This is a genomic window from Metamycoplasma gateae (assembly GCF_036352135.1).
GTDB lineage: Bacteria > Bacillota_I > Bacilli_A > Mycoplasmatales > Metamycoplasmataceae > Metamycoplasma > Metamycoplasma gateae.
On the sequence record NZ_CP143578.1, the window covers coordinates 396,166 to 420,592 of the forward strand.

At 25.9% G+C, this 24,427-nt stretch carries 24 protein-coding genes, 1 tRNA gene and 1 pseudogene; 23 read left to right on the forward strand and 3 right to left on the reverse strand.

Annotated elements, in window-relative coordinates:
• Window positions 1-282: 282 nt before the first annotated feature.
• From rpoE to V2E26_RS01895, 6 genes and pseudogenes are all read left to right on the forward strand, one after another.
• Window positions 283-549, forward strand: coding sequence for a DNA-directed RNA polymerase subunit delta (gene rpoE / locus V2E26_RS01870; RefSeq protein ID WP_330463175.1), 267 nt, complete (start codon window positions 283-285; stop codon window positions 547-549).
• 34 nt (window positions 550-583) lie between these two features.
• Window positions 584-1,426 carry a class II fructose-bisphosphate aldolase gene (locus V2E26_RS01875; protein ID WP_330463176.1) on the forward strand — a complete coding sequence of 281 codons (843 nt, stop codon included), beginning with the start codon at window positions 584-586 and terminating at the stop codon, window positions 1,424-1,426.
• Window positions 1,427-1,435: 9 nt separating this feature from the next.
• The gene (locus V2E26_RS01880) at window positions 1,436-2,374 is read left to right on the forward strand and encodes a hypothetical protein (RefSeq protein WP_330463177.1); all 939 of its coding nucleotides are present in this window, start codon (window positions 1,436-1,438) and stop codon (window positions 2,372-2,374) included.
• Window positions 2,375-2,431: 57 nt separating this feature from the next.
• Window positions 2,432-2,806, forward strand: a pseudogene (locus tag V2E26_RS01885) (thermonuclease family protein); the annotation flags it as partial.
• Window positions 2,807-2,881: 75 nt separating this feature from the next.
• Window positions 2,882-2,974 (forward strand) — tRNA-Ser (locus tag V2E26_RS01890).
• 589 nt (window positions 2,975-3,563) lie between these two features.
• A complete protein-coding gene (locus tag V2E26_RS01895) occupies window positions 3,564-4,589 on the forward strand; it encodes a hypothetical protein (RefSeq protein WP_330463180.1) in 1,026 nt (341 codons plus the stop codon).
• A gap of 58 nt (window positions 4,590-4,647) precedes the next feature.
• On the opposite strand, the gene argS is transcribed toward V2E26_RS01895, so the two are convergent.
• The gene (gene argS / locus V2E26_RS01900) at window positions 4,648-6,273 is read right to left on the reverse strand and encodes an arginine--tRNA ligase (RefSeq protein ID WP_330463181.1); all 1,626 of its coding nucleotides are present in this window, start codon (window positions 6,271-6,273) and stop codon (window positions 4,648-4,650) included.
• Between the two features lie 435 nt (window positions 6,274-6,708).
• On the opposite strand from argS, the gene V2E26_RS01905 reads away from it, so the two are divergent.
• The 13 genes from V2E26_RS01905 to V2E26_RS01965 all read left to right on the forward strand — a co-directional run bounded on the left by V2E26_RS01905 (window position 6,709) and on the right by V2E26_RS01965 (window position 18,456).
• Entirely contained in the window at window positions 6,709-7,653 is a 945-nt protein-coding gene (locus V2E26_RS01905) for a DnaB-like helicase C-terminal domain-containing protein (protein ID WP_330463182.1), read from the forward strand.
• Between the two features lie 2 nt (window positions 7,654-7,655).
• On the forward strand, window positions 7,656-7,817 hold the full coding sequence (locus V2E26_RS01910) for a hypothetical protein (RefSeq protein WP_330463183.1): 162 nt from the start codon (window positions 7,656-7,658) through the stop codon (window positions 7,815-7,817).
• Window positions 7,811-9,457 carry a hypothetical protein gene (locus V2E26_RS01915; protein ID WP_330463184.1) on the forward strand — a complete coding sequence of 549 codons (1,647 nt, stop codon included), beginning with the start codon at window positions 7,811-7,813 and terminating at the stop codon, window positions 9,455-9,457. The genes V2E26_RS01910 and V2E26_RS01915 overlap by 7 nt, the downstream gene beginning before the upstream one ends.
• Before the next feature lie 2 nt (window positions 9,458-9,459).
• Window positions 9,460-10,674 (forward strand): hypothetical protein, encoded by a 1,215-nt coding sequence (locus tag V2E26_RS01920; RefSeq protein ID WP_330463185.1) that lies wholly within the window; start codon window positions 9,460-9,462, stop codon window positions 10,672-10,674.
• A complete protein-coding gene (locus tag V2E26_RS01925; RefSeq protein WP_330463186.1) occupies window positions 10,664-12,811 on the forward strand; it encodes a hypothetical protein in 2,148 nt (715 codons plus the stop codon). The genes V2E26_RS01920 and V2E26_RS01925 overlap by 11 nt, the downstream gene beginning before the upstream one ends.
• Before the next feature lie 91 nt (window positions 12,812-12,902).
• The gene (locus V2E26_RS01930) at window positions 12,903-13,403 is read left to right on the forward strand and encodes a hypothetical protein (RefSeq protein ID WP_330463187.1); all 501 of its coding nucleotides are present in this window, start codon (window positions 12,903-12,905) and stop codon (window positions 13,401-13,403) included.
• A gap of 22 nt (window positions 13,404-13,425) precedes the next feature.
• Window positions 13,426-14,328: a hypothetical protein gene (locus V2E26_RS01935; RefSeq protein WP_330463188.1), complete on the forward strand. Its 903-nt coding sequence runs from the start codon at window positions 13,426-13,428 to the stop codon at window positions 14,326-14,328.
• Window positions 14,329-14,337: 9 nt separating this feature from the next.
• A complete protein-coding gene (locus V2E26_RS01940; RefSeq protein ID WP_330463189.1) occupies window positions 14,338-15,687 on the forward strand; it encodes a hypothetical protein in 1,350 nt (449 codons plus the stop codon).
• A 15-nt stretch (window positions 15,688-15,702) separates the two neighbouring features.
• Window positions 15,703-16,869: a hypothetical protein gene (locus V2E26_RS01945; protein WP_330463190.1), complete on the forward strand. Its 1,167-nt coding sequence runs from the start codon at window positions 15,703-15,705 to the stop codon at window positions 16,867-16,869.
• A 2-nt stretch (window positions 16,870-16,871) separates the two neighbouring features.
• Window positions 16,872-17,261 (forward strand): hypothetical protein, encoded by a 390-nt coding sequence (locus V2E26_RS01950; protein WP_330463191.1) that lies wholly within the window; start codon window positions 16,872-16,874, stop codon window positions 17,259-17,261.
• 17 nt (window positions 17,262-17,278) lie between these two features.
• A complete protein-coding gene (locus tag V2E26_RS01955; protein WP_330463192.1) occupies window positions 17,279-17,506 on the forward strand; it encodes a hypothetical protein in 228 nt (75 codons plus the stop codon).
• On the forward strand, window positions 17,499-18,059 hold the full coding sequence (locus tag V2E26_RS01960) for a DNA polymerase beta superfamily protein (RefSeq protein ID WP_330463193.1): 561 nt from the start codon (window positions 17,499-17,501) through the stop codon (window positions 18,057-18,059). Before V2E26_RS01955 ends, V2E26_RS01960 begins: the two co-directional genes overlap by 8 nt.
• A 1-nt stretch (window position 18,060) precedes the next feature.
• Complete coding sequence (locus V2E26_RS01965) at window positions 18,061-18,456, forward strand: hypothetical protein (RefSeq protein ID WP_330463195.1); 396 nt, start codon at window positions 18,061-18,063, stop codon at window positions 18,454-18,456.
• A 39-nt stretch (window positions 18,457-18,495) separates the two neighbouring features.
• Here V2E26_RS01965 and V2E26_RS01970 read toward each other — a convergent pair whose 3' ends face one another.
• The gene (locus V2E26_RS01970) at window positions 18,496-19,278 is read right to left on the reverse strand and encodes a hypothetical protein (RefSeq protein ID WP_330463196.1); all 783 of its coding nucleotides are present in this window, start codon (window positions 19,276-19,278) and stop codon (window positions 18,496-18,498) included.
• 266 nt (window positions 19,279-19,544) lie between these two features.
• On the opposite strand from V2E26_RS01970, the gene V2E26_RS01975 reads away from it, so the two are divergent.
• The 4 genes from V2E26_RS01975 to rlmB all read left to right on the forward strand — a co-directional run bounded on the left by V2E26_RS01975 (window position 19,545) and on the right by rlmB (window position 23,448).
• A complete protein-coding gene (locus tag V2E26_RS01975) occupies window positions 19,545-20,504 on the forward strand; it encodes a tyrosine-type recombinase/integrase (protein ID WP_330463197.1) in 960 nt (319 codons plus the stop codon).
• Between the two features lie 3 nt (window positions 20,505-20,507).
• The gene (locus V2E26_RS01980; RefSeq protein WP_330463198.1) at window positions 20,508-21,023 is read left to right on the forward strand and encodes an excisionase; all 516 of its coding nucleotides are present in this window, start codon (window positions 20,508-20,510) and stop codon (window positions 21,021-21,023) included.
• 524 nt (window positions 21,024-21,547) lie between these two features.
• Window positions 21,548-22,753 carry a cysteine--tRNA ligase gene (cysS, locus tag V2E26_RS01985; RefSeq protein ID WP_330463199.1) on the forward strand — a complete coding sequence of 402 codons (1,206 nt, stop codon included), beginning with the start codon at window positions 21,548-21,550 and terminating at the stop codon, window positions 22,751-22,753.
• A complete protein-coding gene (gene rlmB, locus V2E26_RS01990) occupies window positions 22,753-23,448 on the forward strand; it encodes a 23S rRNA (guanosine(2251)-2'-O)-methyltransferase RlmB (RefSeq protein WP_330463200.1) in 696 nt (231 codons plus the stop codon). Before cysS ends, rlmB begins: the two co-directional genes overlap by 1 nt.
• Before the next feature lie 43 nt (window positions 23,449-23,491).
• Here the strand turns inward: rlmB and arcC are convergent, their stop codons facing one another.
• Window positions 23,492-24,427 (reverse strand): carbamate kinase, encoded by a 936-nt coding sequence (arcC, locus tag V2E26_RS01995; protein WP_330463201.1) that lies wholly within the window; start codon window positions 24,425-24,427, stop codon window positions 23,492-23,494.

A 24,427-nucleotide genomic window follows, 5' to 3' on the forward strand; every position in this document is an offset into this window, starting at 1 on the left:
AACTTGCTAAATTTATACAGCTTAATTATACTACAATTTTAGTTTTTGTACTACTACGCAACTTTAAGTTAAAAAAATCTATAAATTTGTTAAAAAAATATACTAATTATCAATTTTTGAAGATTAAAAAATTAGAATAAGAAAAATTAAATTCACTTTTATTTTCTTATTTATTTTCTTAATTTTTCTTATATATGATTTAATTTATAGATTTTATATTTATAATATATTTATTATTATAAAATTAGTGATTATTTTAATTATTATAAATGAGGTAAGATAATGGAAAAAAACGAATACAAAACATTACTTGATGTAGCAGAAGAAATATTAAAAGATAAACAAAGCTTAGATTTTTATACATTATTTAATTCAATTCAAGAAATTTTATTAGAAAGATGAAGAAATGAAGCTATTGAAAATACTTCTGATGAACAAATATTATTAAAAAAACGTGGTGAACTATATAGATTATTAACAATTGATGGCAAATTCTTTCACAATGCTGATGGAACATGAACAACAATAAGACCTGATTTTAAAAACTAGTCTTTTTTAATCGACTAGTTTTTTATTTTTTAAAATGTTAGTAAACGCAAAACAAATATTAAATACAGCATATAAAAATAAAAATGTTGTTTTTCATATCAATATTAATAATCTAGAATGAACAAAATTTGTTTTATTAGCCGCAAAAGAAACGAATAAACCTATAATCCTTGGTGTAAGTCCATCAGCTGCTAAATATTTTGGAGGTTATAATGTTTGTTATAACCTTGTTTCCTCGTTAATTCAAGATTTAGAAATTCAAACTCCAGTTTGCCTACACTTAGATCATGGTAATTTTGACGATTGCATAAAAGCAATTGACGCAAATTTTCCATCAGTAATGTTTGACGGAAGCAAATTGCCTTTTGAGCAAAATTTAGCATTATCAAAACAAATATATGAAATATGCAATAAAAAAAATATTTCATTAGAATGTGAGATAGGAAGAATCGGTGGTGTTGAAGATAATGTTGTAAGTAATGTAGTTTATACCAAAATAGAAGAAGCTTTAGAATTTAAAAAAATAGGAATTGATATGCTTGCTGTTGGAATTGGTAATATTCATGGTGAATATCCAACCGATTGAAAGGGTATAAATTTTGATCTTTTAAATCAATTAAATAAAAAATTAAAAATGCCTTTGGTATTGCACGGGGGTTCTGGTATTTCTAAAGATGATATTAAAAAATGTACAGAGTTAGGAATTGCAAAAATTAATATCAACACCGAATTACAAATTGAGAATGCAAAGGCCTTAGAAGAATTTATAAAAAATAATGACATAATGAATAACAAAAACTACAACCCAAGAAATCTATACAAAAAAGCTAACGAAAGTATTTTTAATAAAACAAAAGAAATATTAAATCAATTTTAAGGAGATTAAATGAAAAAAAATAAAATAAAATTATTAAAAATACTAGGTTCAGCATCTCTAATTTCAATGCCTTTTTTGCTAGTTCAATGCATTAACCAAAGAACAAATGATACTAATCAAAGAATTGATGAATTAAAAAAAATATTACAAGATTATGAAACAACATTAATCGATAAACCTTTGTATGAAAATATTAATGAAATAATTAAAAAAGATATAAGTTTTTTTTCTGTAAATAATAACTTTTTATATTTAGATAACTTATTAAAAATTGCCAAAAAAGTATTAACTAAGAAAGTTTATAAAAATTCAATACCTAATAAAATCATTAAATTTAATGAAAAACTTAATGTAATTTACGAAGTTTGGACTTCAATAATTAATAAAAATAAATTAATTGATGATATTGAATTAAAAGATTTTGAACAATTATTTATAAAAACAAGAGAAGATTTAACAATTAAAAAAGTTTATAACGAACAAGAGTTTGATGAAATTATTAAAAAATTTGTTATCGTTGCTAAAAAAATAAGAAATTATTACAATAAAAAAATAAGCCAACACGCTATTGAATTTAATACTTTATTCACAAAAGAATTTCCAACATTAATAATAAAAAATAATCTAATACAAAATAACGATTTAGATTCAATTTTTAATATTGAACCTAAGAAAGATGATGAAGAAAATAATGATCCAAAACCTGATGGAAATACTAGTGACAATGAAGAAGATGCAGGTAGCAATAACAAGGATAAAGAAATATATTTAGATAAAAATTCCATTTTTGTTAATAAAAAAGAATATTTAATAAGTAATTTCTTTGAAGAAGAAAAGGCTGTTGAAGTAAGTATTAATGAGATAAGTGATGGGGATACAGCTAAATTTATTTCTACACGATCAAGCGAACAATACAAGGTAAGATTTTCTGGAATAGACACTCCTTAAACATGAAGAAAAAACAGTAATGGACAATTTGTTCCTACAGAAGGTAAACAATATAAATATGGACAAATTGCAAAAAAATTTACAACTTCTAATTTAGAAAATGCAAAAAAAATATGGGTTATTCCACAAACTACAAAAAGCGAAAAAAATGTTGAAAATAACAAATTCTTCTTTGACCATTATGGACGTGTTGTTGGCATCATTTTGGTTATGAAAAAAGATGGAAATATAATATGTATCAACAAAGAATTAGTAAAGAACGGACATTCTAAGGTTGCATTTATCTCATTACAAAAAAATAGTAAATACTATACGAAAAATGAAAATTATTATACGTGGATAAAAGATTTTGAAAAAGAAGCAAGACAAAAACAAATTGGTATTTGATCAGAAGATATAAAGGAAATTTATCCGCCAAAAAATAGAAGATAAGAAGTTTTTGTTTCTTATTTTTTATTTTATTTTAACGATATTTAGTATATAATTTACATTGCTTAAATTAATGTTGGGTAAGTACTCAAGTGGTCGAAGAGGCGGTCCTGCTAAGACTGTAGGGGTGTTAAAGCACCCGCGGAGGTTCGAATCCTCTCTTACCCGCCATTTTTTTATACTTTTTTTATAAAAAAAATAAATTTAATATATATAGATAGAAAAAACATATATGATTTTTCTTTTAAAAAAGAGGTAAAAACACGGCAAAAGCATAAAAAGAAAAATATTTGATGGGTTAATTATTGGAACAGCTGTAACGGCTGTTGTTTTATCAATAATACATTTTATTAAAAACTGCAGCGGAAAAAAAGCTTTAGATAAAAACGACTCGACAGAACAAAAAAAATCCAGATGCAAATGATACGAAAAAAGAAGATAAATCAAATAAAGAAATTGATAATTTTTATGAAAATTTAGAAAATTCAAAATGTTATTCTTCATCCACAAAAAGACAAATAAGAAATAATTTTGATTCTATCAATCGTGATGAACAAAATAAAATTATAGAATTTATCAATAACTACAATGATATTACAAAAACTAAAGAAATTTTTTATGAAAACAATCTTTCAGAAGAAGCTAAAAAAGATGAACCAATTAAATACTTTACAAGATTAGAATTTTTAGACCAAATAGAATCTACTGGCATAGAAGAAGTTACAAAAGATTTTAATGAAAAAATTGAATTAAAAAAGAGATGTTCAATTGATTAGAAAAAATTCAAAAAGTCGTTGATAAGGCTGTTGAGGAAGAAGGTATTACCTGACATTCAAGATTTCTTCAATATTTTCACATAGCAATTGAACAGCATAATATTTTACTTGCGAACACTAAAGAAGAATTCGATAGGTTCACTAAGTTTATGAAAAATGTATATGAAGTAATCGATGACGTTGCAAAATTAGAAAAATACATTTATGATTATTGAGAATATGTTGAGAATAAAAGAGATATAAAGAATAAAAATTTTTCAGTAATGGTTAGTGAAATGAATATTCATTTAGCAGAAAAATTTTCTGATTTTATTTATAATATGACGTGAATTCTAAAACCAGAATTTGAAGATTTAATTGTCAAAGGTGGTTTATATACAATCGAATACGATAAAAATCAGCAAGAAAATTCTTCACCTGTAGAAAAAGGTTTTTATTTGGAAAAATTTAATAATTACCCTATTTTTATAAACTTAATAGCAAGAAATAAAGAATTTGGAATTAACGAACAAAACAATGAAAAAACTGAACTTTTAGGTCGCGATAAAATTATTTTCCCAATATTCCTAAGATCATATGATATTAAGAATGAGATTTTTACAAAAGAATATTTTGATTTTGATGGTTTTTCACTTGGAAGTCAATATTATTGGTTTTTACTATCGTCACTTTTAACAAGAAATATAGTAGACACAGAGTACACACTTTTTGATGTGCCACTTGATGATATTAATGAAGAAATAGTAAAAGAATTATTTATTAATATTAACGATGAGGTGGTTATTGATTATTATCAAGATTACTTTAATTCAAAAAATGTTGATAAGAATAAACCTATTAAAAGAAATAAACTTTTAGAAGATGTAACAAAGAACCAACTTAAAAATTTTAATGAAATTGTTAAAAATGATATTGTTTTAGAATTTTATAGAATGGTTCATGACACCACTACTGTTGAACAAGTTAAGGAAAATGTAAATAAATTTATTGAGTTTTTAGATAAAAAATAGAAGAACAAAATAATTAAATATTTAAAAAAACATCACAACGGAGTGATGTTTTTAATTTCTACATTTTATTTGGAATGTCTAAGTCCATTAATTTCATTGCGTCAGCTAAAACTGTTTTAACTGCATTTACTAAGGCCACATAACTTTCTTGGTTTTCTGAATTCATTACTTTTATATTTGAATAAAATGAATTGAATGCACTAGCTAATTTTAATAAATATGGAGGTAATAAATTAACCTTGTATGTTTTTGAAATTGTGCTAATTAAATCTGGGTATTCTTTAAGTTCTGCAACTAATTTTTGAGAAAATTCATCATCTAAGTTTGTAGCTTTTGGATTTGTATAATCAAATTTTTCAAGTAATTGAACACAACGAGCATGAGCATATTTTATTATATACATTGAGTTTGTTTCGTCAGCGCTTGTAACTTTTTTAATATCAAAATCAATTTTTGAATTGTATGATCTTTCAATTAAGAAAAATCTAATAGCATCCTTACCAACTTCGTCCATTAATTCTCTTAAAGTTAATGATGTGCCTAAACGTTTAGACATTTTAATTTCTTTTCCATCCTTCATAACTCTAATTAATTGAAATAAGATTATCTCAAGTTGTTCTCTTCTACATCCTAAATCTTCAAATGCAAATTTAACACGTTCAACATATCCTGAGTGATCTGCACCTCAAATATCAATAATCATCCCTTTTTCAGGATCTTCTAACTGTCTAAATTTTTGTTCATGATATGCAATATCTGCACATAAATATGTAGAATCTCCATTCCCTTTAATGATAACTCTATCTTTATCGTCTTTCCCACCTTTTGTGGTTTGTAGTCATGTTGCACCATCTTTTACATAAGTTGTTTTTAATCTTCTTATAGCTGGTCACACCAAATCTTTTTCATATTGAGCTTTTTCAGATGTATATAAATCAAACCAAACACCGAATTTCTTTAAATCTTTTTCAATGTTTTTCAAAGCAAAATTTCTACCAAATTCTCTAAAGAATGCTTCGACTTGTTCTGTATATTCTACATTCTTATATTGTTCCTTATATTCTTCATAAAATGCTTGAGCAAATTCAACTATGTCTCCACCACGATATGCATCTTCTGGTAATTCATATTCTGGATTAAAAATTTGTTGATATCTTGAAAAAATTGAAATAGCTAATTTATTCATTTGATTTCCATAATCATTTACAAGATATTCTCTAATAACTTCATGTCCGGCTTTTTCTAAAATATTACATAATGTTGCACCTATAGCAGCATTTCTTGCGTGTCCAATATGTAAATAACCTGTAGGATTTGCTGAAACAAATTCTACATTTATTTTACCTTTATTTTCTTTTGGAAGACTTCCGTATTTATTTCCTAACTGATTAATTAAATTTACAGTATCAGATAACACCGAATTTGAAACTCAGAAATTGATGAATCCAGGTTCAGCTACCTGAATTTCACTAATTTGTTGATACTTATTTAAATCAATATTTCTTACAATATCTTGTGCTATTTCAATTGCTTTTTTGCCTAGTTCCTTTTGTAAAGTTAAAGCAATATTTGAAGAATAATCTCCGTAGTTTTTTGCCTCTGTCAATACTACATTTTTACTTATTTTTAATTTTTCTAAAGCTTCTTCTATTGAGCTTATAATAATTTCTTTTGCCGTCTTCATATTTTATTATTATATAATAATTTTCCCATTTAAAAAGTACTTGATCAAGGAATATTATTTTTTTTGATTATTTAACTAAAACAATAGTCTTTCACAAATAAATTATTAATTAAAAGTTTTATCCTAAATCTCTCTATATTAATTAACTTAATGAATTTGAACAGACTTTTTGTATGTTCAACATACGGTTCGACTTCACCTCCAAAAAGCCTGTTCAAATTCATAATAGCCCAACTCAAAATGGTAGAGATTTAGGATGTATCTCTCACACAAGAACAACACTAAAATCTAGGTATTTTATGACTATATAATACTTTTTTTACCTCCTACAAGTACTTTATAACGAAATTTAAGGGATTTGTAAGGGGTAAAAAAAATAACCCCAATAAAACATTTAATCTTACCTAGAAAAATAATTAAATCAAGGAGACACAAATGGAAAACCCGAAAGCTAGTACACTAGGCTACCATTGATTAGATAACCAACTTAAAAATCCAGAAAAGTATTTACTTAATTACGAAAACTCATTGCCAACAAACATAAAAGGTTTAGACTCCGTTTTGCACGGCTTAATAGAAGGACAACTATATATCCTTGCAGCTCGGCCTGCAGAAGGGAAAACAACGCTAGTTCTTAATATTATTTTACGAACTTTAAAAAATCTAAAAGATAATGAAATAGTTATTTTTCTTTCATTAGAAATGTCAGCAACAGAAATACTTAGCAGAATTCTTAAAATAGTTAATAGTTACAATATTGGAATGGATATAAAAGAATTAGCTGCTAAAAAGAGACTATTAATCATAGATTATTCTCATTCAAATGTAAAAAATATTAAAAAAATAATCGAAGAAGAGCAAAAAAATAAAATAGTTAAATCTATTTTTATAGATCATTTACAGCTCTTAGAAACCGATAATCCTAACTTACCTAGATATGAAAAGATGACACAAATCACAAGAGAATTAAAAATTGTTGCAAGAGAAACACATACAAATGTTTTCGCTATTTCTCAACTTAGTCGTGATGTAGAAAGAAGAACACAACGTGATTCTAATACAGAAATACAATTATCAGACTTAAGAGATTCTGGGTCAATTGAACAAGATGCTGATGTCGTTCTATTTCTTTACAAGCCAAAAATGAGAAATGATAAAAATGGATACAAGGTAGAAAATACTAATCAGTATGTAATACAAATAGGAAAAAATAGGAATGGACCAACTACTTCTATTAGCTGTTTATTATTTCAAAAAAACTGTTTATTTAAATTTAAAGAAGATTTTCCAATAAAACAAATAAAGGAAAATAATAAAAATGATTATGAAAAACAAAATTATGTTGCAGATGATGAAAACGACGGCTTAGCATGGGAGTAAGTATGGAAAATAATAAAAAACATTTTTGTTGTGTTTGCAAAAAATCAGCAAAAAAGAAATGAAATGATAGATGAGCATGTAAAAAACATTTTGAAAATGTAATTGATTATTGTCAAGAATATGACATCTCTTGATTGCAAGAAACTGGAGCAAAATTATGATAGTTAATAATAAACCTCCTGTTTTTACTGAAGAAAAATTAAAGGAAATATTACATTACACCGATTTAGAAAATAATCCCGCTTATGAAGCATATAAAAGCAATACAGTTTTTGAACTCCACTCCGGAGCAAAAGGCGTTTCTAAATCATTTGGTCAAGCAATTATAACTATTTATAGACTGGTTAATGATATAAGGTTTTGTAGCATGTGGACTAGAAATCAGTATAACCATATTAAAAAAACTTTACGACCAACTTTTGAAAAGGCATTCAATTTTTTAAAAACCGTACACAATTTAAATTATGAACCCTTTATCAGCGTTTATGATTCCGGTGTTTATTGAGACTATGATGATGGTGGACTAGGTAGAGCTATTTATTTTGAAAACTTTGAAAAAATTCAAGCATTCCAAGGGATCACATTAAAAAATAATAATTTTCTTTTTGGCGAATTAGTTTTAGATGAACCGATTGAGGATCCTAGTGATACCCTTAAACTACCACATCAACTTGAAGAACTTTATAAGCTTCAGGAAAGTAAATTACCTCTTCTAATAGCTAACACGGTTTCACGTCTTAAAGCACCAGAAGATTTTCAAATAAAAATTAAGTTTCTTTATAACATTTTTACAACAGATCATTGAATTGTAAAAAATTATCATAATGAAATAATAAAAATAACCTTGGCAAATAATAAACTTAACAAACTTGTTGAAGAAGAATTAATAAATAAACATTTTATACAAGAAATCGATAAAAGTTTTAAGTCTGACCTTGGTATTTCTGTAACTATGTATTCTAAATATTTCATTCCTAAATCCGAACTATCAGAATACCAACTAAAGCAATTAGACTCACTCAAAAAAGATGATTATAAAATGTGAGCAATTACGGTTTTGGGATTTGCATTCGAAGACCCTAAGAATCGCCCTAATTATTTTCTAGAACCATATTTATTCTCAAAAAACGGAAAAATATTAAAAAGCATAAAAGTTATTAAGGAATTAGATGACATCCCTGATGAATCAATTTTAGGAGTTTTTGATGGTTTCGACCCGGGCCTTAGCGACAAATCAGCATGAGTTAGATCATTATTGTTATCAGATGGTTCGGTTCTAATTTGAAAAGCAGTAGATGATTTAGGTGGAAAAATCAAGAGAAAAACAAATAAGCCAAGAACTATGATTAATGAGCTATTAATTAATTTAATCGAAGATTCAAATAATGAAATAATGAATAAATATTCTCGCAAATTAGTTAACAAACAAATTCACTCTGTTTTGCTAACTGATAATGATATTATTGCTGAATCTATAAATTTACTTTTAAAAGAAAAGAAAATTAAGGCTATTTGTGGATTAGCAAACAGGCGTGATACAAATTCTCAAAAATTTGGAATTATAAATCGTCAAAATTGACAAAAATGAATTTTTAAAAATAATTTAATTAATTTTAGTCCATCAAGTATTTACCTGATCAACTATCTAGCAAAACAAATTATTTTACCCGACGAAGATAAGCGAAACGAAATGATAAATAAAGAATTTTATGACTTAATTAATGCTTTCGAAATGTCTTGTTCAATTTTATATAGGACTCAATACGCTATAGCTAAGTTAAAAACTAATAAGGAGGTTAATTAATAATGAGCAAAGCACAAATGACTTTATCCGAATTAATGAAATCATCAAATAATGTTACAAATGATATTTTTGATATTTTAAATGTTAATAGACCAAATTCTAAAGAGGCTTATTTAACTTTAGGAGCTAAAATTCAAGCAAACACTCTTGCATTTAAATTACCCGATGTTAAATTTAAAGATGCTGATATTCAAAAACTTTGAGATGACTTTATAACAAGAAATAAATTTTTAGAAATTATTCAACAACTCGAAACAAATTTATACCGTAACGGAATTTATGCTATTGGAATTTCAAATAATTTAACTATTTTTTTAGCAAAAGTTCAAGAATATAAGATAGTCGAAAATAAACTTGTTAAGTTAAGTATTATCATCGATACTATAAACCATCAAAACCAACAGTATGACATAATTAAGGAATATGACTTATTTAATAGGGCAAATAATAATATTAATGATTTATATGTATCAACATATGCAAAACGACGCTATGATAACAAAAACATTAGTCTAAATAGTTTTAAGGAATTAAATTTTGACTATTTAGATGAAAAAAAGCAAAACTATATACCTTGAATAATTTTTAAAAATAACTATTTATCAAATTCAGAAATAGATGATGTAGACAGCTCTTTATTTAAAATGTTGGATAACTCTCTAGAGTGCTTGTTGCGTGATAATTTCTGATCTAATCCTTTTATATTTATAACCGACAATTTTGCAATTGATTCTGCACAAAATATTAAGGATGCTGTTTATGATTTTGGGAAAAGAGTCATTCAATCTAATAGTCTAAGTTTTAATTCTGTTGGAAATCCTATTGAGTTTCACCAAGGCAGTTCAAATACACAATTCATTATTCAAAAAATTGATAAATTAAATTATTTAATTAAGGATCAAATGTTTTTTAAAATGAACTCTGCAGATTTTGGCACTAAAAATATGCATAATGCTGAGTTTGAAAATCTTAATTCTAATTTTAAAGCTTATGTTGAATCAAAGGCAAATTCGCGTGAAGAATATTATGGTGATTTTATTAAATTATTTTTAAGAATTGTCTTAAATAAGGAAAATATAGAATTTGAAGTAACCGTTCCTAACTCAACAAAATATCTAAAAAGTAAAGAAGCTATTTATACAAGCGATATTAATGGTATTGCTTTAAATAACGGTAATGAAATAAATATAAAAAATGAGGATTCAAATGATGATTAAGGTGCAAGATTATTTTAACGGCAACGAAATCACTTTATATAAGTACAAAATTACTAATTTAAAAAATAATCAATACTTAGATTTATCTATAAGTGAAACAAATTCAATAGAACTTGAGTATTACGGGATTATTAGAGGACAAATTGAAAATTCATCACCGATAATTAAAGAAATGCCTAATGGTGAAACTACAACCTTATTGGAGTATATAGAAGATTTTAACTTTACATCAAATGACACAGTTTATGATCCTTTAAACCCACAAGAGAAAGGCTTTTATTTATTTAGTTTTAAATCGCCTGATGATATTGATTATGATGTTGATAATTTCTACTATATAAATAATGGTTCCAGTGTTCTATATGACACAGAAAGTTATGAAACAGGTAATAATTTATTTGAAATCAATTTTTCTAATGTAAAACAATTAAAAAACTTTGATTCTAATCGAATTATTTTTAAAAAATATAGTGATTCTACACAAAATGTAAATGTTGTTGAAATTAAAATTCCAAACTCAATGTTAATAAGTGATATTTCATTTATAGGAACAAAAAATTCAATAGATGGTAAAAAAATAAAAAATTTTTCAGCACAACCAATTTTAGAAAATAATTTAAAACAATCAAATTTACCAAACATTTATTTTTATCCAAGAATTATAAACCCGATTAAAGTTGAAGCTGATTCAGTTTATTGATTTGATTCCTTTAATAATTATTTAAGATTTGTTTTTGATTTTGGTAGTTGGAAACTAGATAGATCAACATTTAAGAAGAGGATAAAAAATTTTACTAACAATTATGGAATACAAGCAAAACTAGATGATTTATCAGAAAAGTTTTTTGAAACATTAGAACGTTGTTATTATGTTACAAATTCAATAATGACCTCATTTGCAGGTTTTAGTGACAGTGAAAAAAATACTTTTAGAGAAACTATTTATAATGGAAATAATATAAAAGAATATACGGATTGACAGTTCAAAGTTTTTTTAGATGAAGCTGATTCCTTAGGAAATGAAGATATTTTAATGTGTTTCAAAACATTTATAATGATGTGCTCAGGTTTTTTTCAAAGTTCTTATTGTTTAAAGGGTGGCTTTACCGAGGAACACAAAATGTTTTTACCATTTTATGTTACTTCTTTAAATATTTCTGAACGTACATTTTTAAGTTTTAACCTAAATAGTAATTTTTATGTTAGAGAAAAAGAAACTAATAATCCTTCATCCGAAGTTTTAAAATTAAGTCCCAAAGAATTTCTAAATCGACATAATATTTTTAAATTTGGAACAAACACAATTACCCTTCCTTTTTTACCAAATCAAATTTCAGAAGTGGATATCTCTAATAGTCCTTTAGATTTTAATACATCCCAAAGTTTAAATTTTAATTTTTTACTTTGAGCGCCATCTGATATTCCTTACTTAAATGATTATGTAAAATACAAGAAGTTAGAAAACAATAATGTTATTACAAAAAAAGTGGAATACATATCCGCAAATTTGGATGGTATGTTTGCTCCTGAATTTCAAAGAAAAATTTTTGAAAGGCATGTAGCTGGAAATACACCTATTGAAAAATGAAAACCTGATCCTATTTATGTACCATATGATAGATGATTCGGCACTGCTAAAGACGAGAGAAATTGATATTTTATAAAACACAAAAAATTTGATGAAAAATTACAAAATTACCCTTTAAAAGATTTTTATTATTTGGAAGAACCTCTTGAAAATTGAAAAGTTAAAAATGTTATTGTTAAATTAAATAACCCTGTATGTAAATTAGACAGAGGTGGACATGGAAGCAGAGCACAAATAAGATGCGAATATACGCAAGTTCAATTCATCTATAAGACTATTTGAGACCTAAAGCAAACTGACGTTAGAATTTATAGTCCTAACTTCTTATATTCCAATCAAGGTGAATATTTACAAAATAATGATATAGAAGAAAAAGAATTAACAATGAAGCTTCTTTTTGATTCAGATTTTAATTTAGAAAAAATTAACTTGAAATCAATTTATGCAGATTTAATCAAAATTAAAACAAACAAGGATCATGAATTTAGGGAGTATAAACTTTCTTCGTCAAGTAATCCACTTAACACAACAACTAAAATTTATATTTAATAAAAAACTTTTTTGAGAAAAATAATGAACAAACGAACTACTGCGTTTTCAAATAAAGATAGAAACATTATAAAAATATAAGGAGAATATAATGAATATTATTGACAATTTAGCAAACTTATTTGAAATGACAAACGAAGAAGTTGAGGCTAAGTTAAACCTAAAGCAAAACTATGAGGCTAAAGACATTGCTAAGGCTTTAGGAGTTTATTCTTTATTTACAACTAAGGAAGAACATGGAAAGTATGTTGCTGAAAAATTAGCAAATAAAGAGAAACAAATTTCTGATAATGCAAAAGTAATTGAAGAATTAAACAATAAAGTTGTAAATTCAGAAAAATGAACAAACAATTTAAAAACTTTAATTAATAATGAGTGAAAGAAACTTGGAATTAAACGTTCAATAGAAAAAGAAAATATTGATTTTAATAATTTAGATTTTAATAATTTATCTAAATCATTAATGGATTATGCAGATAGTGAAGGTCTGGCATACTCAAAACCAAATTACAATTCTTTTGTTCAAAATAATGAAAACATAATAGAAAATGAAATAGATGCCATCTCAGTCGGTGGTGCTGTTAAAAAATAAAAAATAGACAAAGGAGAATAATATGGCAAACTTATTAGAAAAAGTTGTCGCACAAGCATATGAATCAGAATCAAATTTTACAGATCTGAAACTTTCTGATTTACATAATGCTGAAATTTTAAAAAATTTTGTATCAAAATCATTAATTATGGAGGCAAGCCGTGATGTTACTCTTAGCAAACAAGATATGACCTCAGCTTGATTCTCTGATTTATTAGGTGGTACAAAACGTAAGAAAACCAAGCTTGGAACAGGAGATTTTGATAAGTTCTCTATTTCTGCTCCAATTAAAGTTGATTGAGAAGAACCTTATGTATATGCAGAAGGACTTCCAGCTTATGCAAAAGATAACTTTCCAGCAACCGTAGCACAGAAATTAAACGCATTTTTAGAACAAGATTCAAAAGACTTTGAACGCGCCGGATTTGCAAAATTAGAAGCAGCTGCAAAAGCAAATCAAACTTTTAGACCAATTGAGTTAAATGTCGACAAAACTTCAGGCGAAGACTTATTTAAAATAGTAGTTGGTGCTGCTGACGCAATTACTCAACTCGTTGATAAGAAACACGGAATTGATTTAGTTGAACCTGAAAAAATTATTATTTTTGCAAAACCAAATATCTTAAGTAAAATTAATGGTTTTGCAATTAGAGGGGATCACGCTACCGAAGGACTTAAACAAGGTGCGTATTCAATCGGAACGCTTGGTGGGTACACAATCGTGCCTTGTCCATTTCTAAAAGAAACAAGCGTAACTATAACCACAACAAATTCGATGGTAAATGCAAGAAAAATTATTGCTGCTTCTGCAGGAAAAATTGACAATCTTTCTTCTGATTTAGGCGCATACTTAGAAACAACGGGGTTGTCAGAAGTAATTAAAAAAATGATTCCTACTGCAATTATTCATAAATCTACTCTATAGTTTTTTAATATGCTTAAATATGGGAAAAATATTGCCTTATTAAAACCACTACCGGAATTAAAAAAACCCGAACCGTCTGCAATTGTAAGATTTTTTCGGCATTTTTTAGACTTTTTAGGCGATGTTGTTATTTCAATAATTGAAAAAGTTATTAATTTTGCTACTTTAGGAATAAAAATTGTTGGTGATTTAGTTGAAATTGCACTTGGGGCGATTAAAGATATTTTTATAAATGTTATTTTTGGTGAAAAAATAGATTGAAAACAAATAGGTATAAATACATTATGACGTCTAGGAACAACAGGATATGTTTATGCTGGTAGAAAATTTGTTAAATTTGTAAAAAATCTTTCTCCTAAGGCTTCAAATGTTTTAAACTGGTTTCGCAAAACAGGGAAGTCAGTTTGAAATTTAGTAAAAAATCCATCAAATATTCCTAGATACGTTTTAAATAAAACAGTTTATTTTTTTACTAAAAAAATGAACAAATCTCAAATTTTTAAAAAATTGGATCTAAAAAAAATTAAAAAAGTAATTAGAGGAATAATAAGACACTCTATCGGATTATCTGTTTTTATTAAGGGAATGATTAATTCAAAAAATAAAACAGATTTTGTAATTAGAAGAGGAATAAATTTCTTAAAATTTGGACAAAAAAGAATTATTAAAAAACTTTTTCAAAGAAATGCTCGTAAAAACATTTTGAGCTTAGCTAAAAATAATAATCAAAGCGTTAAAGCTTATGAAAAAGTACTAAAAAAAGCAGATTTAACTTGAATACCTTTTAAAGATTCTAATTGAATAGATGGCGTTAAAATCGCATCTACTAGCTGAATAGAAAATGAAAATGACTCAAAAATTTCCTTTTATACTTTTTTTAATTCTGAAGTTAAAAAACCACCTCTTTTATTTATAGATAGGCCAATTGATGAATTTAATAGTTTTATAACCGCAGCTTCAAAAGGTAAATTCTACTTAGACAATTTTGCCTGAGGTTGAGAAATAGGAAAGGCAATTAAATTACAAGAAAAAGAACAAAAAAACACTAAAACATATTTCTGAATTAAAAACTTAGATAGCAAGAACTCAAAATATAGTAAACATTTTTTAAGTTCAATTAGTTCAATCGAAGAAAATCAAGAAGCTGCTTTAGAAGCATTTAGAAACAATTTTAAGGTTCTTTCATCAACCAAAAATAGATTCCTAGGAAATAAAATGGTTGTTCAATTTGATAATGAAAAAATTCGCTTTTATAAAAAAATGACAAAAAGCATTTACAACAAAACTTTGCTCAATAATAAAACAGTTAAAAAAACAAGCAAAATAATAAACTTAAAAATAAAACCAAAAAGGCTTTAAACAGGAGGTCTTATTATGGATAAGAATAAAATAATCAATTGATTAGATATTTCCTTAGAAAACTATAACAATTATTCCAATATTTCAAATAATTTTTTTATACCCGCAAAATTAAAGCGTTTTTACAATGAAGAAAACGAAGAAGAAATTGCTCAATGTTTTGTAAATGTTGTATGTTCTATATTTTCACAAATTGATCTAATTGTTGGTTTAAGGGTTAGCTGGGCATTTGAAAATACTTCTACAAAAGAAGATTTTTCCCGTTTAATAAGTGAATTTCGAAAAAATAACCTTAAAAAAGCGATTTATGAAGAAATTAACTTTAGACTTTTATCTAATTCTTTTCCAGAATTTAATAATCGGCAAGATTTAATTTCAAATAATATAAATAGAATTGGTCTAGGAAAAGACTATTCCACCATTGAGAGTCTTTTATCACCATTAGCAGCTGGATATATTATTAGTAGTGCTTGAAATAAAATTGAATTAGAGTCACGTGCAAGTAATATTAGTTATTTCGATTTTTTGGATAAAAACGTTAAAAAACTTAATGATCAAGTTTTAGAATTAAAAACAAAAATTTCTAAAATAGATGAAAAAACAATAAACAATAATAATTTAGATCAAATTCAAGAAACTCTAATGAATACTGTGCAAAGTGCTGCGAATAAATCAGAAAATGATTTGCAAATTTTAAAAACAAACACAGAAGAACAATTTTCTGAGCAAGCTGAAGTTATAGTCCAATTAGGCAGAGATGTTACTTTGCAGTCTGAAAAAATTACTAATAATATTAATAAAATTAGAACTTTAGAAACCACAACAGAAAATAAGGCTGATAAAAATAATGTTTATAGTAAATCTGAAATTGATACCAGATTAAGAACTGTAACAACATCACAAACGATAAATAATGGTAATGCAAAAAGCCCCAACGATTGCCGTAAAATCGGTATTTTTGCAGGTAATTTTTTAGCTACTGGTTCTCCTAACTCAACCGCTACAAGAGGAACTATTATCAACTTAACCACAAAACATGATAGTCAAGGAACTTTTCTCCAATTTTTTATCTCTGAGAATGAAAAAATTTTTATGCGTACATATATAAATAATAGTTATACTTCATGGCAACAATTAGGATTGATGAATTTTGATGGTCGTGTTTTAAAAATAAAACTTTAATTATGATAAAAGTAAATGATCAAATTGCAAATAAAGTGTTAATCAATGGCACAAATATAGAAAAAGTGCAGGTTAATAACGTTACGGTTTTTGAAATAATTCAGTGTACAATTACAGCTGAACCTAAAGGGCGTGGTTATATCGATTTTACCTTCCAAAATCACGGTAAAACTAAACTTAGTATTTATATTACTGAAGATACTGGAAGCATGTCAGATAATCAGATAATGACAAGACATACCTTATGGGTGAATCCCGACAGTTCTAAACGGTTTTCTGTAAGAGATTTTCTAACGCCACAAGATTATTTATTTTATATTAACAACGGAATGAATTGAATTGTTGAAAAAATTATTAATAATGACGGAGGTGGTTCTGACAGTTCTAATTAGAACCTATACTATTCATAATGTTAAATAATGACTTTTTAATTAAATGATACAAGATAATTGATTCTCGTTATAGTTTAGTACGAAAATATAAAATTGAAAACGGGCACAAAATCAAAATAAAATGACCAGTTGCAAAAATGATTAAAAATACAACAAATGAAAAATGAAAAATTATTTGAGATGAAAGTCTTGAAATAGATAAAGATTTCAACATAATAGTGACCGAACATGAAAATAATGAATAAAGAAATTGACGACTTTATTGCTTCCGAGACTTTTAAGAATCTGACTAAAAATATACAGATTGATGGTATTTTTTTAGGGGGATCTCGATATTTTGGTGTTAATTCTGAAAATTCTGATTATGATTTGATAATTGTTAACTCAACATTTAAAAAAAATTGACGATTCTATTTAGAAGAACAAGGGAAAAAAATAGATTTATTTTTTGTGCCAGATTTAAGAGCTGAACTAGATAACAAGGTTTTTGAACTAGTAAAATTATATATTTTACTACGTCCAGGCAATTCTGACATTCTAAAAAAATTTGAATCCGAAAAACCTTATACTAAAAAAAAGATTATTAATTTAATAAAAAAATATTTTTTAGATTATTTAAGCAATTTTGAAACAAAACCTTATAGAAAACTAGATTACCATTTATGTATGACAAATATGCTAATGCATGATCGAGAAATAGATATAGAAAATATTAAAAAACTAAAAAATACAAGAAAGAAAAATGAATGGTCTAAAAAACAAATTTTAGAACTAAAAAAATTAATAGAAGGAGATTAAAATGACAGAAAATATTGAAAATATAATTAAACTAACCGCATCTTTTGTTTCAATTGTTGGGTTTGTTTTAGGAATTATTTACTTTATTATTTATTCATTTAAAAAGAAAGGTAATAAAGAAGAAGCTCTTAAAGAAATAACTGACAAACTTCCGGAATGAATTAATCAAGCAGAAGTAATGTTTTCGAAATTTGCACCCATGAAAATGGGATCTCAAAAATTCGCTTGGGTGATGGAAATTGTTAAAAGTTTCTTGCCAAAAGACAAATTTAGAGGATCAAAAAAACAAATTGGAAAACAAATTAATGAAATTGTTGCTGAAATGAACGCAAATGAGCCTAAAATAAGTCATAAGAGCGATTCTGAAGCAAAGCAACCATTAACTTGACAAAGATAAAGGTAAAAGAAAATACGCGCTTATACGTGCGTATTTTTATTATATTTCAATATCAATATAAAGTTTTTTAATATAAGAATTTAAACCATCAAAAAAATTAAAGTGCAGTAAAACATTTTTTAATATTATTTTTTCCGTTTGAGTTTGCTCTATTGTAGGTAATGGGTCGGTTTTTGAATACCCATTTATTCAAAATAATCCATATTCTTGTGATTCTCAATTTCCAGTATAAGAACTTTGATTTAGTATAAAACGATATTCATCTTTAGTAAAATGTCTAAAAAATAAATTCCAAAAATAATATTCAAATTCCGTAGGTTTTCTATATCCTTTTTTATGTTCTTCTGGATCATAACTATTAAGTTTAGATAAAAAATCATACCCGTTTAATCAGGACACGCCTAAACTTGTATAGAAACCATATAATCGCTCTTCTTCGCCTCTTAACTCAAATTCATTAGGTTCTTTATATAATAATTTATATCGCTTTTCAAATCATCAATGACGTTCACTAGAAAAAAATTTTGGAAAAAAAATAATCTTTTCATCAGATGATAAATATTTAATAACGTTTTGTCGAACTGTTTCAACATCAACTTCCTTAAATCAACCAGAAGAATATAAAATATCATTGATAGTTCATCTTTTTGGAAATTTTTCAAGCATTTTGTCTAATTTTTTATGGATAATTGGAGCTATTTTTCTAGGATCATTTTTAATTTTAGCCAAAACTATTGGTACTGTTATCCCACTAACTAAAACCGTTGCTGTAGGAATTAAAATAGCTGCTGTAAGCTTTCCAACACTTAATTTCTTTTTCATAAACAAAATTTTAGCATTAATAATATTAAAACAAATTAAATACGTAAAAAAGGATAATAATTTTTTTATAATACTTTTTTGTTATATAATATTTGCAGTAGGAAAACGGACTTCCTTATCATGAAAAATAATTCCTACTACTAAAAAACTAATTTAAAATAAAAAAATGCCTAGGAAAACGGACTTCCTAAGCAAGGGAATTATACCATTAAATATTATTATTACTTGCTTTTTGTGAGGTTTTTTCCTAGCGAAAGGAAAATACTATGTCAATGAAAGAAAAAATTCAAATTTTTCTAACCCAAAATTATCCTAATCCAAATACTAGAAAAATAGCTGCAATTGCATTAAAAAGAATAGAACATTTGAACAAAATTGATATAAATAAAATAAATGAAATTTATAATAACATTCCTAAGTCAGTTCTTTCTAATTCGAGCAAAAATACTGAGCTTGCATTTATTAAAAAATTTATAAAAGTATTAGGCACTGCAAATAATACTTTCTATAATGAACACCAATTGATTAAATTTGAAAATGATTCGAAGCCCAAGGCAACATTCACAGCCACAGAACTTGATTTAATACTAAAGGAACTACAAGAGTTTAATAATCGTGAATTTGAGCTTATCTTTAAATTATTATTGCACAATGGTTGTCGTTTAGGAGAATTTGTTAAAATCCCATGAAACGAAATGAAAAAGTATAATTTTGAATATTCTTTTAAAGCTTCGAAAAACGGAAACTATAGATCTATTTTTGTTCCAGAAGAGCTACAACCAATTTTAGAAGAAGTAAAAATAACGTACGTTTACAAAAGCATTCAAAACTTATTTAAAAATTTTGAAATTTTCTTCAAATCAAAACACCCTGATTTTAAAAAAAGAATTACAGCACACATACTTAGAGCACAACTTATTACAAATATGCATATGCGTGGACTTAACTTAGGTGAAATACAATGTGCAACAGGACACGTTAATCAAGCTGTAATTTCATCACGTTATATCAAAACAAATAGTAATTATCATAAACAACTACTAGAAATAGGGAATATGGATCCATTAGAGGCTTTAGACGTTCAAAAAATGAAGAGCGAGATAAAAACACTAACTCAACAAATTTCTGTTCTTAAAATTGATTTCATAAGTAAGGATAATTTAATTAAAGAACAACAAGAAATTATAAACAAATATAAAAATCTATATGGGGAATTGCAAGAATAATTAATGGAAAAAACTAAACTAAAAATGCCCACTTGAAAAGAGCTACAATTAAATATAAAAGCACTTTTAATTAAGAATGATCCTAAAACCTTTGAAGAATGGAAAACGTTATTTCAAAAGGAATTTCTTTTTAAACTTAAAAAATGGATGAGAAATAATAATATCGATTTTCAACTTATACCAAAATACTATAATGTTTTGTTTTATTGGTCTTTTATTAATCACAGAAGAGAAGAAGAATTAATTAAATTACTTACAAAAAATAGTTTTCGAGCTAGTCGTACAAAATTAAAAACTGATGCTATTCTAAAAATAGATTTATTTCTAGAAAAAGATAATATTAAATATGCTGTACAGCTTAAGAATCAAATTAGTAATCTTACAAGCTTCGAAAAACGGAAAATAATCGAATTTTGCAAAAAACAAAATCTAATACCGGTATTAATAATAAAGCAACAAAATAAATATAAATGTTTTAATTTATCTAATAATTCTGAAATAGAATTAATAAATAATTAGGTTTTTTAGCATATGCGCGATTAAGATGCATATGCTTTTTATATTATTATTAATTGTCATGTGTGCATTTTTATTAGCACACATGACAATATAATATATATTTAAAAAGTAACGATAATAATGTAGTTACTTTTTAAATATATTAATAATGTATTTAATATAAAACATTATAAGTTTTATATTAAATACTATATATAGTTGTTTTATATATATTATTATATATAAAACAACATATTATTATATATATTATATATAATAATAGGAGCGAATGGAATGAGCGACGTAAAAAAAGAAATAAAATAATAAAAAAACAAAAAAATTTAAAAAAGATAAAAAACGTCGCTCTTTTAAGGAAAATATTAAAAAAGTTAATAAAAACTTCAAAAATGTTAAAATAATTATGAAAAACTATTAATTTAAGGTGCTTTTTTGGTTAGAAAACACAAAAAAGTATTTTAAAAAAGTACTTTATAAGTGGTTTTATTATTATATAATAAATTGAATTTTTCATATATAATGTTGCTATGAAAAAATATTATTTATGTGGTCCTACAGTATATAATTATCCGCACATTGGAAATATTAGACCAGCAGTTACATTTGATATTATGATAAGAGCTCAAAGATATCTAGGAGAAGAAGTTTTTTATCTACACAATATTACCGATATTGATGACAAAATAATAAAAAAATCAATTGAAGAAAACAAAAGCGAACATGAAATAGCTAAAAAATATGAAGATTATTATTTAGATTTATTTAAATCATTCAATCTTGAAATGCCAACAAAAATTATAAGAGTAACAGATTCATTGGATGATATGTACAAATATATTCAAAAAATGATTGATAAAGGTGCTGCTTACCAGGTTGGAGGCAATGTATTTTTTGATGTTGATAAATTTAATAAAGTATATGGATCAATAAGTAATCAAAAAATTGAGCACTTAATTTCAGAAGAAAATAACGAATATGGTAAAAAAAATTCAAAAGATTTTGCATTATGAAAAGAAACTGAAGTAGGAATTAAATATAATAGTCCTTTTGGATTAGGAAGACCTGGATGACATACAGAATGTAGTTGTTTTATTGATAAATTTTTTAACGGTGAAACTATTGATATCCACGGCGGAGGTATTGACCTTATTTTCCCTCACCACGAAAATGAAAACATTCAACATTTTTCTATCTATAATAATCCTATTTCAAAAAATTGAATTCATTTCGGAACTTTAAATTACAAAAATCAAAAAATGTCTAAATCAATAGGTAATTTAATCTTCCCTCATGATTTTTTAAAAAAATATAATCCCGACACATATAAACTATTAATGTTATCTACAAACTACTCAAAACCAATTAATCTAACTGATCAACTTTTTATTTCAAATAAATCATTAGTTGATAAATTTATTCAAATAAACAATATCGTTCAAATTAAAGAAATTAACAATGAAATTGATAATGAGAAAGTAAATGAAGTTATAACATATATAGCAAATTTAAACTTTTCACATGCTTACAAGGAAATAATGAATCTTTCAAAAAATGAACTATCATTTAATACTTTTTTAAAAATAATGAATATATTAGGTTTTGTTTTTACATTAAATAAAGTAAGTGAAGAAGACAAGAATTTATATAAGAAATGAAAGAATTTATTAAATGATAAAAAATATGAGGAAGCTGATAAATTAAGAGATATTTTAAAAGAAAGAAAACTAGTGTAATGAAAAATTTTATCTATGGAAAAAATTCTGTTTTAGAAGCTGTAGAAAATAACTTCCCTATTAACAAAATTTATTTATTAAAAGGTGTTGAAAATAAAAATATAAAATTTAAAAATATAACTTATCTTTCAATGCCTGAAATGAATAAGATAATAAAAGGCAATCATCAAGGTTATATTGCTGAAATTGCTCCATTTAATTATTATGATATTCATACAATTATCAAAGATAAACCTAGCAGTGTATTAATCTTAGATCATATACAAGATCCTCAAAACTTTGGTGCAATAATTAGATCAGCTAATGTTTTTGGAGTTAAACATATTATCATTCCAAAGGATCGCTGTGTTGATATTACTCCAACTGTCTTAAAGATATCTTCTGGTGGATTTAAAAATATAAAAGTAATTAAAGTTTCAAGTTTATTTGATGCTATTGAATTTTTGAAAAAAAATAATTTCTGAATTTATGCAACTGCCTTAAATGAAAAAGCAAAAAAACTTTCTGAAACAAATTTTAGTTTCCCAGTAGCATTGATAGTAGGAAATGAAGGAAGTGGAGTTTCTAAAACATTATTAAAACACTCTGATGAAATTATTTATATTAATCAAGACAACGAATCGGTTCAATCACTAAATGTTTCTTCGGCAACTTCGATATGTCTTTATGAATTATTCAACCAAAAAATAAAATAGTCGAGAATTAAAACTCTCGACTTTTTTATATATAAATTTAAAATTAATTTAAAGTAACTTTTGTACCAATTTTTTCGGCAATAATGTCTTCTAAATCTTTTAAATCTCCGATAAAGGCAGCTTTTCCACCTTCTTCAACGAATTTAATAGCAGCTTGTACTTTTGGAAGCATACTTCCAGGTGCAAATTGTTTTTCTTCGATGTATTTTTCTAATTCAGCTTTGTTTACTTGTTTTAGATCTTTTTGGTCTGGTTTACCAAAGTTTACCTTAACAAAATCAACAGCAGTTAGAACAATAAAGTAATCTGCATTTGTTAAAGCAGCCATTTTTGCTAATGCAAAGTCTTTATCGATAACACCATCAACACCTTCGATGAAACCATTTTCATCTTTAACAGTAGGGATACCTCCACCACCACCAACGATAACTGTTGCACCAGAATTAATAGCATTTTTCATTTGATTAATTCCTACAAAGTTAATTGGTTTTGGAGAAGCAACAACTTTTCTAAATCCACGTCCTGCATCTTCAACAATAACGCTATTTGGGTTAGCTGCTTCTGCTTCTTCCTTAGAATTAAAGAATGGACCAATAGGTTTTGTTGGATTTAAAAATGCAGGGTCTTTTGGATCTACTAATGTTTGTGTTAATAAATATAAAACTTCTTTATCTTTTAATCCTTCTTCTTCGAATGCATTAGTAATAGCATTAACCATGTGGTATCCAATGTAACCTTGTGACATTGCACCAGCTTCTGGTAATGGAACTAATGGTGATTTAGGATTAACTGAAGCTGCACTAACAAAGCCGTTGAAAATCATTCCAACTTGTGGACCATTTCCGTGTCCTACAATAACTTCGTGTCCAGCTTTAACTAATTCAGCAATTTTTTTAGCAGGGATTTTAACTAATTCTTTTTGTTCAGCAGGATTATTTCCTAATGCGTTTCCGCCTAATGCAATAACAATTCTACTCAT